This window comes from Vreelandella sp. 162(4c) (assembly GCF_058152265.1).
On the sequence record NZ_CM176981.1, the window covers coordinates 196,426 to 209,618 of the forward strand.

The 13,193-nt window shown below is 50.2% G+C and carries 10 protein-coding genes, 1 tRNA gene and 1 other RNA gene; 2 read left to right on the forward strand and 10 right to left on the reverse strand.

Annotated features, from left to right (window positions below; translation table 11 throughout):
• Positions 1–23: 23 nt before the first annotated feature.
• The 10 genes from brxC to AC4EYZ_RS00925 form a co-directional block, all read right to left on the reverse strand.
• Entirely contained in the window at positions 24–3,707 is a 3,684-nt protein-coding gene (brxC, locus tag AC4EYZ_RS00880) for a BREX system P-loop protein BrxC (RefSeq protein ID WP_041158482.1), read from the reverse strand.
• 192 nt (positions 3,708–3,899) lie between these two features.
• On the reverse strand, positions 3,900–4,523 hold the full coding sequence (locus AC4EYZ_RS00885) for a DUF1788 domain-containing protein (protein WP_197915459.1): 624 nt from the start codon (positions 4,521–4,523) through the stop codon (positions 3,900–3,902).
• Between the two features lie 171 nt (positions 4,524–4,694).
• Positions 4,695–5,294, reverse strand: coding sequence for a DUF1819 family protein (locus tag AC4EYZ_RS00890; RefSeq protein ID WP_041158390.1), 600 nt, complete (start codon positions 5,292–5,294; stop codon positions 4,695–4,697).
• 57 nt (positions 5,295–5,351) lie between these two features.
• On the reverse strand, positions 5,352–5,669 hold the full coding sequence (locus tag AC4EYZ_RS00895) for a helix-turn-helix domain-containing protein (protein ID WP_009095642.1): 318 nt from the start codon (positions 5,667–5,669) through the stop codon (positions 5,352–5,354).
• A 146-nt stretch (positions 5,670–5,815) separates the two neighbouring features.
• Positions 5,816–6,835: a TniB family NTP-binding protein gene (locus AC4EYZ_RS00900; protein WP_041158389.1), complete on the reverse strand. Its 1,020-nt coding sequence runs from the start codon at positions 6,833–6,835 to the stop codon at positions 5,816–5,818.
• Positions 6,832–8,715, reverse strand: a complete 1,884-nt coding sequence (locus AC4EYZ_RS00905) for a TnsB C-terminal domain-containing protein (RefSeq protein WP_052475609.1) — start codon at positions 8,713–8,715, stop codon at positions 6,832–6,834. Before AC4EYZ_RS00905 ends, AC4EYZ_RS00900 begins: the two co-directional genes overlap by 4 nt.
• Positions 8,712–9,341: a TnsA endonuclease N-terminal domain-containing protein gene (locus tag AC4EYZ_RS00910; protein WP_041158388.1), complete on the reverse strand. Its 630-nt coding sequence runs from the start codon at positions 9,339–9,341 to the stop codon at positions 8,712–8,714. Before AC4EYZ_RS00910 ends, AC4EYZ_RS00905 begins: the two co-directional genes overlap by 4 nt.
• Before the next feature lie 124 nt (positions 9,342–9,465).
• Positions 9,466–9,562: signal recognition particle sRNA small type (ffs, locus tag AC4EYZ_RS00915), an RNA gene on the reverse strand.
• Positions 9,563–9,614: 52 nt separating this feature from the next.
• Positions 9,615–9,691 (reverse strand) — tRNA-Met (locus AC4EYZ_RS00920).
• Between the two features lie 100 nt (positions 9,692–9,791).
• Positions 9,792–10,730 carry a choline ABC transporter substrate-binding protein gene (locus tag AC4EYZ_RS00925; RefSeq protein ID WP_022523702.1) on the reverse strand — a complete coding sequence of 313 codons (939 nt, stop codon included), beginning with the start codon at positions 10,728–10,730 and terminating at the stop codon, positions 9,792–9,794.
• 229 nt (positions 10,731–10,959) lie between these two features.
• Here AC4EYZ_RS00925 and betI point away from each other — a divergent pair, with 229 nt between their 5' ends.
• Positions 10,960–11,580 (forward strand): transcriptional regulator BetI, encoded by a 621-nt coding sequence (gene betI, locus AC4EYZ_RS00930; protein WP_009286516.1) that lies wholly within the window; start codon positions 10,960–10,962, stop codon positions 11,578–11,580.
• 23 nt (positions 11,581–11,603) lie between these two features.
• Positions 11,604–13,073, forward strand: coding sequence for a betaine-aldehyde dehydrogenase (gene betB / locus AC4EYZ_RS00935; RefSeq protein ID WP_022523703.1), 1,470 nt, complete (start codon positions 11,604–11,606; stop codon positions 13,071–13,073).
• Positions 13,074–13,193 lie beyond the last annotated feature (120 nt).

Genomic DNA, 13,193 nt, shown 5'->3' on the forward strand with positions numbered 1-13,193 from the left:
TGTCAACAAAAATCGTTCGAACACTAACGCACCTGTACCCGTTTGCCCGCTGAAAGTGACCCTTCCAGCTCTTTTCTCAGCTCGTCCATAAACGCATCGACTTCCGCTTGGCTTTCCAGGTACACGCCACTATGCACGCGGCTGAGTACGTCGCTTACACGCACTCTTGCCACGGGTTTGGGGGCATTCACCGCCGCCGGTGCTGTTTCGGTATGCGGGTCGTACTTTTTATCACCTGGTGCCGTTTGTGGGGCTGGCTTGGGGTTTTCTGATGTGGGAGCCGGTGTTGTGGTGTTTCCCGCAGGCGCGGGCGGCTGCCGCTTAGCAGCGTCGGCCTGGGCGTTGTGAAGCGCATCCAAACTTTCTTCTTCTAATTCAACGGCAGTTTCGGTTTGCAGCTGGTAGATCTGCGCGACGCTGACCGATTGATTGACCGAGGCTTTGAGCTGCTGTAGCGGGTGCAGCAAGCGGTTGCTAAGCTCGGCGGTGCCAATGCCGCTTTTGGCTATTTCTGCGCTTACTTTGGCGATGCGCGTATCGATACGGGCAATGGCGTGCTGGCGTTTTTCCTCTACCAGGCGGTTGTTCACCTCATCCAGCGTGCGTACCAGGCCATCCACCTGGTTCAGCATGGCGTAAGGCGCTTCGGCGCGGTAAATACGCTCACACTCGGCCAGCGCTTGCTGGGCCTGGGTGTTTTTCTCAAGCTCTAGGCGGTTCACCGCAAACCGGTTGAGCGCTTGCTCCAGCTGCTGCCAGGTGGTGAGCTGCTTGGTAAAGAAATCGTTGAGATCACGGTAGTCCTCTTCAACATCGAGCAGCGTGTCCTGCTGGCTAGCGACGGTTTTGAAGAAATCAAAGCTATCGTCAAGGCGCAGTAGGCGCTCCACTTCCCGCAGGGAGTTTTCAATGGCATTGCGACCGGGGAAGTTGCCCACGTCGGTTTTGCTTTTGTACGCCTCAAGCTCACGTCGCCAGTGAGATAAGCGGTCTACGTAATAGGTAAACAGCTCTTTTTCACTGGTGGGGCCTAGCTGGCCAAACAGCTCTTTGGTGAGGTTACGGGCTTTGTTGAGCACCGCATCTTCGGTTTGGCGCTTCTTCTGGAGGCGCACTTCACTGCGGCGGCGGGCGTTGTTGAGTAGCTCAAAGGCTTCTTTACCGCTGAGCGCGGGGCCAGCGGTGTGGAAGGTTAAGCGCCCAGCGGCATGCAGGCGGCCCAGAATCAGCAGCGTTTCGCCTTCCGGCCAGCCGAAAGGTCGGTTGCTAAAACGCTCAATCAGCGGGTTCAAGGGCACCGGCTCGCCGCCATGTAGCGAGATATACTGCTCTACCTCTTTCACCGCTTGGGCGTTGCCCTCTTCACCGTCTAGATTGAGGTTCTGGGTGCCCAGGTCATCGGCGGTTAATACGGCCTGCAGCTCGCGCATCGGCTCGGGGCTAAGTACCGTGAGCTGGCTCAGCTTGTTGTAGGTATTTTCTAGCAGGTAGCGACAGGCTTCATCCAAACGGGTGTTGAGCTGGCCTCGACTGAGATCGAGCTTCTGGCCAAGCGCGTAAACGTCCGCATCCAGCAGCATCTCTTCCAAACGCACCCGCAGGCGCTTTTTGCGCTCCTGGTTTTCCCGGCCACGGTCGGCCAGAATGCGCTCTACGCTGTGGTCGTTGGCCGATAGGTTCAGGCGAATAAACTTATCGGTTTTCAGCAGGGTACGCAGTTCATCGGTAAAGCGCTTATCGTCGGGCAGCTTAATCAGCACCTGCCCACCGTTATCGCCGCTTTTGTGAATGCAGCCTGCTTCGCTTAGCTGTACGTACTCCACGTCCAGCGGTGAGACCACCTCCACCCTTAGCTGGCTCTGGTAGCGGCCATCCAGGGTGTGGCCATCCAGGTAGCGGCCAATGCTGTAGTCGGTTTTGTTGACCGGGTAGCGGTATTTGGTTCGATCGCGCAGCAGGTCTTTGAAGATCAGGCTGGAGAGCTCTTTGTTTTCGTCGCTGCTGGTAACTTCGGTTTGTTTGATCTTGCGGGTAATGTCGCGCTCTTCATTGGTGAGAAACTGGTATTCATCGCCGTTACGGGTAATCAGGCTCTCTTTTTCCAGCCGTGCCAGGGTCGCTTCCAGCTGCTCACGAATGGCTATGCGGTCATCGTCGATTTGAGTCAGTGAGAGCGTTACCAGGTTATTGACCGTGCCCTTCACCAAGTCCACATAGCGGATCATAAACAGCGTGCGTAGGGTTTCGACATCAAACGCTTCTAATACGGGGTTCTCGCTGGCCTGATCGATGGTGCGCTTCACCGCCGTATCGAGGAACCCTTCTATCGCCGTGTAGAAGCAGTGCATCGGTACCAGCGCGCCAATCGTCTTCTCTTGCACGGCTTTGGCAGCCATGTGAAACGCATCGAGCATGGAGCGCTCGCCATAGGCCAGGTGGGCACCCGTGGCTCCTACCTTGCGGATCTCTTCAAAGACTTTTTGCACCAACTGGAAGTGGTACGGCACAAAGGGGTAGTTGGCGATAAAGCTCTCGACGCCTTCGATATTTTTCAGCGTGGGGCCGGAGCGGTCAAAGGTCAGCTGGTTACGCAGAATGGAGCCTTTGGCCTCAAACACACCTTCCAGCTCCGCACATGCCGGGTCGGTTTTCACCAGCAGGCGCTTGCGGATCACTTCGTCAGAGTTGGAGCTTGAGAGCGATAAGCGGGTTTTGAAGCGTCCGGCGATTTTGGAAAAATCGTTGGCTTTTGAGGCGGTCATTTCGCCTAGCACGGCGTCCATATCCGCTTGTGAAGTGACCACGATCCAGGCACGCCCACCGCAAATCGTGCCAAGGTTTTCGGTGAGCGTTTGCAGAGTCAGCATCAAACGCGTGTCGCTGCCAATGAACTGACCCACTTCATCGACCATGAACACCATGCGCTGGGTAGCTGATTGCGACTCCAAAAACTCTTTTACCCAGTGGCAGAAGTTCTCTACCGAGACGCTGAAGCTGGTTTCAGATTCCTCAAACCATTTATGCGCCGCTTCAGGAGAGAGATCGAGCGCCGACCCAATCGCTTGCTCGATATCGTCCTGGTAGAACTGATAGCCGTCTCGCTCGTCTTCCCACACCACGCCACTGGCCTCGTTAAAGGCCTGCTTAAAGCGCTCATACACACCGCGTTTTTCTAGGTGGCGCTCCATATGAGCAATGTGCGGGTAATCAGAGCTAAAGCCTTGGTACTCGTTAAACACGCGCAGGAAGACGTTCAGGATGGGGTTGCCATCGTCATTGGAGCTGGCCTTGCTATCGATGTTGAACAGCACCACATGGGCCGGTTCACGGACAGCCTTGGCGATGTCAGCCCGGATAGAGCTGTCCACCAGCTTTTGCTCATCAAAAAAATCAGCGGCCTTCTTAGACTGGCCGTTGGCATCAAACGCTTCCGTGTTGGCGAGTAGGTAAGAAAGCGTTTTCAAAAAGTGCGATTTACCCGACCCAAAGAAGCCACTCACCCAAACACCCACGCGATTGGCGATGGAGGGGTCATCTAAAGGGGTGGTGTAAGATTCAAAAAAAGCGCGAAAGTGCTTTTCTAACTCGTTGGTGACGACATACTCATCCAGCTCTTGGTAGATGGTTTCCTGGTCACGCTGGTCGGCTTTGACCACGCCGTTGATTGACCGGCTAAGCGGTTTGAGGAAGAGCTCTCGAATGTGCATATCTGTCCTGTAAATGTTTAAACCCTGATTTTTGAAAGCACTGCTTAACAACAACCGACTTTTGACAGCGGCCCACACTGTCATCCGGCCTCATCTATGGGGCTTCATCACTGTAGAAGGCACTGCGATAACGTTAACAGTCACGGCTCACAACCGGGGCGAACGTAACACACCATAAAGCAATACGCCGCGCTAAGGCACGAGCGCAAACGCACGGTAGTAGTTGTTGCTTTTGATCTGCTTAAACAGCGACATCGTTTGCCCGTCGTAACGGCCTGGGTAGAAGAGTACCAATGGTTTATGGCCAAGCGGCCCGTGTAGGGCATTTAGCAAGCTGTGCGCACGCACCATGGGCCACAGGCTGCCAACACCGGTGAGCAATACGATATCAGGCTCGTGCGACAGTGAGTGTCGGATGAGGTACGGGGCGAACTTGTCCATGTGCAGCGGCCCACGCAGCGCCTTCAGCAGGGCTGCATCGCCTTTGCTTTTTTGCATGGCAATGGCTTTATCAAGGAAGCCGCGCTCAGTCAGGTAATCCTTTAGCACTTCAAGCAGATTGACCTGCGCCATTTTGATGTCAGGGTGCTGGCGTGCCATTAATGAGGGGAGGAAATTCAGGTAGGCACGCACCTGTAGTTCATGTTCAGGAGCGTAATCGAAAATCCAGAAGCCCAGCTCATTACCCAACCCTTGCCCCGCTAGGAAATCAGGCCGAGTGATTTTCTCAGCGACTTGGTTCAAACGCGCCCGAAGCTGGTCATCCTCGTGGTGGCTAAAACCGCTGGGGGGTGGGTACTGATCACTCTGTGACATGCGGATGCGTCCCTGTGTCTAGCATGTTTGATGCAAAGCTTTTTCTAATACAGAAAGCTGATTGGGTAAGACTATGCCGCTAGACACCTGCGTTGCAAGGTCTACTTAGTCGTGTTTTGACGTGAGCACGGTTTTAAAGAAAAGAACGAGGTTAAGAAGGCAACATGAATATTACCGCAGCCGGCGACAACATGTTTGTAGTCGTTCGTGCTGGTAGGTTTCAAGCAAGCTTTTTACTTCTGGCCGCAGCAGCAAGGGCTGTAACTTGCGCGAGCGACTGGACGCCAATATGCTGACTTCCGCCAACATACGATACACCACCTGCCCCATTTTACGCTTCGAGCTATCAGCCCACCCTGCTATTGCTTCATCGCGGTGTGCACGCTCGGCTAAAAACTCATCCCACTGGTAGGCCTGAAGCGACTCTGCGTGGGTTAAGAACGCATCGGCAACGACACTTTCAAGAAACTCCACCAATAGCAGATTACGCGCCATGGCCGCGCAAAAAGACACCTGCGTGGCGAGCTGGTCGTCGCCATCACGCAGCGCTTGCCAAAACGGTGGCTCCAGCTTCTCTAAGCGCTTACGAATAGCTTGCCCAGCACGTTTAGCAGTAGCGGGACGGTTCTTCTGGAGGCGGTTATCAATGATGATTGCCTGGTGCCACTGCCCTTCATCTGCATTAGAGAGCAGCAACTCAGCTACGGCACGGCTCTCGCGCACCATCAGTCCACCGCCGATCAGATCAGAGTTGTAGCTGAAAGAAGTCAAAAGGCGCTCATAAAGATCAATTACGTTGAAGTTGCAGGCGGCTGATCAGTAACGAGATCAGCTTTCGCTAGGCGCACTGCCCTTTTTAAGCTGTTCCAACAAGCGTTGGCGTTCTGCAGGGTCGAGTTTATCTAACTCAAGGATCAATTCTGCCACGGTATCGTCTTCGCAGAAAAAATAGGGAATGGGCACCTCTAGTGCCTCTGAAAGCCTCTTCAGCAACTGGAAATTGGGCGCATGCTGCCCCTTTTCATACTGCGTCATACGCGCACTCGCCAGATTCGGCTCCATGCCGAGGTATTCACCCAACTGCCTTTGTGTCATACCCGCTGCTTGCCTGGCGGCTCTCAAGCGATCTGGAAGCGGACTGTCCATGAAAACACCATCGCTACTTGGAAAGCCGCTAGGCTAGCGCAAGATGACACAAAAATATGCTAAGAGATTCTTAGCAAGAATGCAATAATATTGTTCTAGAAGTGCCCATATTGTTATTTACCGAAATGAGACATCTGAATAATTGCTTAATTTTTTGAAAATAATTCACGCGTTGAAATTTTACGAGTGAACTGTGTCGCAACAAATGTTTCAGATTCCACAGTTGAATAACGGTTATATGAAGAGTATTTCGAAACTTCACTAATCGGAACATCTTCTAACTCAAGCTCAAAAGGGTTATCCGCGCCTAAAAAAAACTTATCGCATGCCTCTAAAAAGTGTTGCCTACGAACAGTGCTATCATTTTTTGACAATGCCACACAAAGCGCGGCCTCTAACACTCTTTTCACTTGCCTTGTTTCGCCTCGTGTAACAGAAAACAAAGGGAACAAAATTTCATCAACATGAATACTAGGGGCTTTTTTAAAACCCATTTTAGACGCTAAGCCTTTAATAAAACGTGTAAACTCAATTCTGTCTTCTAAATTGAAAAACTTAAAATAAGGCAATTCTATTGTGCACATCAAGCGTGAAGCCCACTGAGGCTCATTTAATATTTCAGCAGCCCAAGGCATACCGACAAGGACTATAGGAATACCTGCTTTTTCATTTACCAACTTTAATATATTAGCTATTCTTTGTTTTTCTTCAACGGACTTGAACTCTATTAACTCCTGAAATTCGTTGATTATTATCATCTCAGATTTGCATTTTTTCAACATCTTAACTAACGCTTCAGCAAGACCCGCCTCACGCCTCCTCTCTCGCCTAGTATCAGCCCCGAATTGCCCTAAATCCATCATGAGCTGTATCAACATGCTTTCAACATCTGGTTTACTTGGAATTCTTGAAACAAGCACAGGCTTAATAACGGTGTCATTTTCAACATACTCTGGATATTGAGATTGGAACTCTTGAACCAGCCTACTCTTTCCTGAACCAGGGTCCCCTATTATTAACATACACTGTTGCTCACCCCCTAAAGCATGATTAGCTTTCAGAATTTCTAAAGAACTTATGGCTCTTGCAACAGACGAATGCTTGACATAGCAATTCTTGAAATAAATTTGCTGCTCTAATTTTTCGTTACTCATTAACATATTCATGAGTAGGGCTCCAAATCATCAGAAATTCTTTTCCATTCTTCGTCATTTGGATTTACACCACTGTGTGATTTATTTTCTTTCTCGATATCACTTATTTCCCTACTAGTAAAGCCATCTACGATAGAGCTAGGGTTTTCACTTGATATTCCAAAATAAGCCGCCGCCTTTTTAGTTCCTTTAATTTTTTTCTTTGAAGCGGACACTTCCTCTGCAATTTCACTAACTCTATCGTCAATCAATTTTTCAGCTTCCGCAATACCTACATAATCAGTTTTCGAGTTTATAAAATTACGACGTAATTTACGTCTTACTTTTAGCTGAAAAACACTCAGCCCATCATATAAGCGATCTGGGTCAACAGCAGGAACCCTGATATATTCTTTTCTTTCTACCAAATAAACATATATGTAAGAGACATCCTCTGGATCTCTCTTAACAACAACCTTCACTACTTTGCTACCAGGTGGTGGTGGGGTAATCTTACGATACTCCACCAATTCCTCATTAGTATAATCGATCCTATCAATGCTTATTCCTCCTCTTCGCAGAGTACACAACTCAGTAGGGAAGGCTTCAATTTTAAAAATTTTTTCTTCAAAACCACTATACAAAGGAGGAGGATACTTTTTACAACCAATTTCCCAAGATAATGCAGGTATTCTTGTCATCCTGCTATCTGGCGACTGGTTATAAATATCAATTATCCAAATATGCATTAGCTCAATAAAATAGGAAAAAGGAAGGATTGCATCTTTCTCAGGTTTATAACCAGCTAACTGTTGGGCATTAGAAAAAGTAGTGCCAGGTATTTCTTTCACAAACCTAGAATTATAAATTGAAAACAACCTTTCAACTAAAGGTTTTTTCCAAGGTTTACCCACAGGATTAAACTCAATGTTTATACCGACTGAAGCGCAGAAGAATTCTAAATTTTTTGACCAGAACTCAGCTCCATTATCGACAACTAGCGTTTCAATTTTACCTTGACACGGCCAATTTTTTTTAATCATTGGATATTTTTTAGCAACATCTTCTTTACTTAAACACGCGTTCATTATTGCGCTTCTTACTGAGTTATAACTTGGCTCCTGAAAGCTAAGATAAAAACCAATTATACACCTACTATGGCAATCTATTAAAATTGTTAAATACGGCCTTCCAATAGGAATTAGCAATGTATCGTCTAATAAAATCAAGTCGAGGGGTGTATGATCAATCTCAACGCGCTCCATAACACGTTCTGCCGCAGAAAACTTATTCACAACACGGTAATCTTTATCGGCCTCAGCTTTACCAAAACGTCCCACCTCTACTTCGTAGGGAGAAATTTTCTTTACGCGTTTGTAAAATGCAGATTTTGTTATAGGCTCAATGGCATTATCAGGGTGCGCCCTGTTATATAATAGTATATTGTTAAAATAGTGATAATAAGCGGTAGATACATGCGGCCTCTCTCTTTTGAGAAACTTTTCTTCCACAGCTCTTTTATAAAAATCTGCATCATCTCTTTTGGAATTTCCAGGGTTTTTCACTAACCCTTTCGCAGAAACCAATGATTTTGGCCCAATGACTTGATCGTAGTTTTTATGCCATCTTGCAACACTTCTCCATGATGGCTTTTTTTCAATATGGCCTTGCTCAAATAACGAGTCTAAAATTGGATCAATATTCTTTTTCGTCCATCCACCCTGGAGATGCTCCTTAACTAGAACGATAACTTTATACTTATAATATGCTTCCTCTTGTACGCTTTTGCTTAAGGAATCAAATGAAATATAAGAAAGGCGCTCAGGCACATTTATATATTGCCCATCTACAACTGCGGATGCCTCCCCACTTTGAAAGCCTGGGAATTCATCACTAAAAAATTCGATGCTCATTGCCCACCTCCAACCCAAATTAGAGATTCACATCCAAACGTTTCGTCAATATTTATGAGAACTTTTCCCGAAGCAACTAACCACATAACATCAACTAAGACTTCAGCTGAGTCAGCACCACACAGTTCAGAAATATCAGCAATACTTAAACCATGAGATTTTTTTATCAATTCGTAAATTTTTTTACGAGATACCACCTCAGTATAAAGCCCTGCATATCGGTTAATCAGTTTCAGATTTTTCAGTTTTGGCATTGAACTGATTTGATGATCAGTGACTAGAATTAGCTCTTTGCCAAGCATTTCAACCGCCTTTTTTTTAGCGGTAAAACGCTGGATAAAATCATGTTTCAAAGCTTCTGGAGGTGGCTTTATTTCAACAAACACCTTCTTGCCTGAGTGACAGAAAAGCTCAAAGTCGGGTGTGTAAGAGCAAGTCCTGTCTTCAAATTGATAATAAAAGCCTTCTGGCTGCGCAACGAAGGACCTTACCTCGTTGGCATATTCAAAATGAAAGCAGGCATTAAATTCGAGGGAGGACTCAACAGTCTGGACGTTGCCATTCTTGTGACTGGCAAATTTATAGATGTGCTTGACGGGAGAAGGACGCAAGGTACGGGTATACATGGCAGTACACCTATTTTTGTTTTATTACTACAAAAGTAGGTTATGCCACGAGAAAAGGCAAAAAATGACAGCAGCGGGACAATTTGTGCCACTTTGAAGGAGAAACGACAAGAAATGGAGGCGGCCCCAAAAGCCACATCCCGGCACACGCAGCCACCACTACCGTTGCTCCCTTCCGGGCCTGGCGGGGTTCGCAGTTTAGCGTTGCGGGAGGACCTAAGGGACCACCATAACGGCACACTCTGTTATAGAATAAGTGTGCTGAGGCTGATGTGGTGGCTACGCCCTGATTTGAACAGGGGACCCCATCATTATGAGTGATGTGCTCTAACCAGCTGAGCTACGTAGCCTTTCCCTCATCAACGGGTGCAGATTATGCCTACCTTAATGACGAAAGGCAAGCCGGATTCCGGCTTGCCCTGCTAGTCAACAAAGCGTATCGAAATCGACTTACTGAATAGCGGCGCGCACGGCCTCTGCACCTGGCTCGCCGTCTCGTGTTGTAACGCCGTCTAACCACTCGTCCAGTAGGCTATCATTGGCCTTCAAATAGTCACGCGCCGCATCACGGGGATCTTCGCCATCATCCATGATCGCGCTCATGAGCTGATTTTCCATTTCCAGCGTGAAGGTCATATTGCGCAGCAAGGTACCCACATTCGGGCACTCATCCACGAATCCCGCTCGGGTATTCGTGTGCACAGTCGCGCCGCCTAAATTTGGGCCAAAATAGTCATCAGCATCAGCAAGATAAGCCATATCGAAGTTGGAGTTCATGGGGTGCGGTTCCCAACCTAAAAACACCATCCACTGCTCATTAGGCACCCGAGCGCGCAGTTCTGCCAGCATGCCGGCTTCACTGGAATCGATCACCTGCCAATCGCCTAACCCATACGCATCGTCATCGATCATCTGCTCAATGAGCTCGTTGCCGTCGTTACCCGCTTCGATGCCATGCACACTACGCTCAAACTGCTCCGCATGTTCCGCTAAATCGTTAACCGAGGTTACCCCCGCATCGTAAACGTATTGGGGTACTGCCAGAGTGTACTTTGCCCCTTCCAGGTTGGTTGCCAAGCGCTCAACTTCACCGCGCTCGATATAGGGATCACTAATAGAGGCCATCGAGGGCATCCAGTTACCCAGGAAGACATCGAAATCATTGTTGCGCATACCGGCGTAGGCAATCGGAACGGAAACGGTGTCGACGCTTGGCTCATAGCCAAGCCCTTCGAGGACTTCACTAGCGAGCGCCGTGGTGGCGGTAATATCCGTCCAGCCCACTTCGGCAAAGCGTACACTGCTGCACTCATTTGCATAGGCTGCCATGGGCAGACCCGCTGCCAGCAATAAAGCACCTGCATAGCGTGAAGAAGTTCTGCTCATCATCGTAGTCCCCTTTTATAAGCTTATTGCCAATACGTATTGCCAAAACATATTGGCAAAACATGGATACGAACACTCAGTTGCTGCCGTGGTCGCAGTGCGTAGAAATCATCGGCGCCTTTTTATTGATTGAACGTTCAATAAAAAAATGCCATCATTGTTAGGTAATCATGTCTACGCCTGGGTTTCAAGCAACGACCCTGTTAGGCATTCAACGAATTAGGAGAACGTCGTGCCAAAGGTGGGAATGGAACCGATACGCCGCCAGCAGTTAATCAACGCGACTATGGCAGCCATTGATGAAGTCGGCTTAGCCGAAACTACCGTGATGCGAATTGCCCGCCATGCGGGCGTGTCAGCGGGCATTATCAGCCACTACTTTGGCGGTAAAGATGGCTTGCTGGAAGCGACGATGCGGCAAATCCTGACCGACCTGTCCGGAGCCGTTGCGGTGCGTCGCCATGCGCTGGAAGACGACTCTCCCCGCGCCCATATCGGTGCCATTATTGAGGGTAACTTTGACCGCACTCAGGTCACCGGCCCCGCCGCCAAGACATGGTTAGCATTCTGGGCCAGCAGCATGCATAAGCCTATGCTGCAGCGTCTGCAAAACGTCAATGATCGCCGTCTTTACAGCAATTTATGTCACCAGTTCCGACGTGTTATGCCCCGCGTAGAAGCCCGCAACGCAGCACGCGGCTTAGCCGCCATGATTGATGGGCTATGGCTGCGTGGCGCGCTAACGCCAGAAGGCCTTGACGCCGAAGAGGCCCGCTACCTTGCCCACACCTATCTCGACCAGCTTTTTGCTCATCATGGATGCACCAACAAAGCATCCAATATTTACCTTTAATTTTCTGATTCTTGGAGATCGACATGGCCGCTCAAGACGTACAGCCACTTTATATTGATGGTCGCCAGGTAAACGCCACTTCAGGCGATACTTTTACCGTTACCAACCCTTTCGATGGCAGCCTGCTGGCCACTATCGGCCAAGCCAGCCAAGCGGATGTTGACACCGCGGTCACCGCAGCCCAGCGCGGCCAGCGCGAGTGGGCCGCGATGAGCGGCATGGAGCGCTCACGCATCCTGCTGCGCGCCGTCGCGCTGCTGAGGGAGCGCAATGACGAGCTAGCTGAGCTTGAAACCCGCAATACCGGCAAGCCGATCAGCGAAACGGCCAGTGTCGATATCGTTACCGGCGCAGATGCGCTGGAGTACTACGCGGGCCTGGCGCCGGCTATTGAAGGCAGCCAGATCCCCCTTCGCGACAGCTCTTTTGTGTACACTCGCCGCGAGCCCTTGGGTGTCATTGGTGCCATTGGCGCCTGGAACTACCCGATCCAAATCGCCTGCTGGAAAGCCGCCCCGGCGCTGGCGGCAGGCAACGCAGTGGTATTCAAGCCCAGCGAAGTGACCCCGCTGACCGTGATGAAACTAGCGGAAATCTTTACCGAGGCAGGCCTGCCCAATGGCGTCTTTAACGTGGTTCAGGGCGACGGCCGCGTGGGCGCCATGCTCACCGAGCACCCAGGCATCGCCAAAGTCTCGTTCACCGGCGAAGCAGGCACCGGCAAGAAAGTGATGGCCGCCGCTGCTAGCTCAACGCTGAAAGACGTCACCATGGAACTGGGCGGCAAATCGCCGCTGCTGGTGTTTGCAGATGCCGATCTTGATCGCGCTGCAGACGCCGCCATGATGGCCAACTTCTACTCCAGCGGCCAAATCTGTACCAACGGCACGCGGGTATTTGTTGAACGTAGCGTTAAAGACGCCTTTGAAGCCAAGCTGGTGGAGCGCGTTAAGCGCATCAAAGCAGGCGATCCCATGGATCCCAGCGTCAACTTTGGCCCCCTGGTCAGCTTCGAGCATCAGGAGAAAGTGCTCTCCTATATTGCCCTGGGCAAAGAGCAAGGCGCTCGCCTGCTCGTGGGTGGCGACGACTGGAACACTGGTAGCTTTGCCAATGGCGCCTGGGCTGCACCCACCGTGTTTACCGACTGCACTGATGAGATGCGTATCGTGCGCGAAGAGATCTTTGGCCCGGTGATGTCGGTACTCGCCTTTGATGATGAGGCGGAAGTCATTCGCCGCGCCAATGACACCACCTACGGCCTGGCCGCCGGTGTCTTCAGCGAAAGCTTGAACCGCGCCCACCGCGTGATCCACCAGTTTGAAGCGGGTATTTGCTGGATTAACACCTGGGGTGAGTCACCCTCGGAGATGCCAGTAGGCGGCTATAAAGAGTCGGGTATTGGTCGCGAAAATGGTGTTGAGACGCTCAATCACTACACCCAGACCAAGTCGGTACAAATCGAGATGGGGCCGTTTGAGTCAGTGTTTTAAATCAAAGCACCACTTTTGGCGCACTAACCGACCAGGGCGCTGGGGGTGGCTTGTAGCGAGGGTCTTTTCCCATGGATGGGAAAAGTAGCGCCCAGGGATGGGTTCACAGCGCCCTCGCGT

Bases quoted from the DNA above. Each gene is read 5' to 3' on its own strand.
- AC4EYZ_RS00905 (WP_052475609.1), bottom strand. From the start codon at position 8,715: ATGAGCATCGAATTTTTTAGTGATGAATTCCCAGGCTTTCAAAGTGGG.
- AC4EYZ_RS00895 (WP_009095642.1), bottom strand. From the start codon at position 5,669: ATGGACAGTCCGCTTCCAGATCGCTTGAGAGCCGCCAGGCAAGCAGCG.
- AC4EYZ_RS00900 (WP_041158389.1), bottom strand. From the start codon at position 6,835: ATGAATATGTTAATGAGTAACGAAAAATTAGAGCAGCAAATTTATTTC.
- AC4EYZ_RS00885 (WP_197915459.1), bottom strand. From the start codon at position 4,523: ATGTCACAGAGTGATCAGTACCCACCCCCCAGCGGTTTTAGCCACCAC.
- AC4EYZ_RS00925 (WP_022523702.1), bottom strand. From the start codon at position 10,730: ATGATGAGCAGAACTTCTTCACGCTATGCAGGTGCTTTATTGCTGGCA.
- betB (WP_022523703.1), top strand. From the start codon at position 11,604: ATGGCCGCTCAAGACGTACAGCCACTTTATATTGATGGTCGCCAGGTA.
- AC4EYZ_RS00910 (WP_041158388.1), bottom strand. From the start codon at position 9,341: ATGTATACCCGTACCTTGCGTCCTTCTCCCGTCAAGCACATCTATAAA.
- brxC (WP_041158482.1), bottom strand. From the start codon at position 3,707: ATGCACATTCGAGAGCTCTTCCTCAAACCGCTTAGCCGGTCAATCAAC.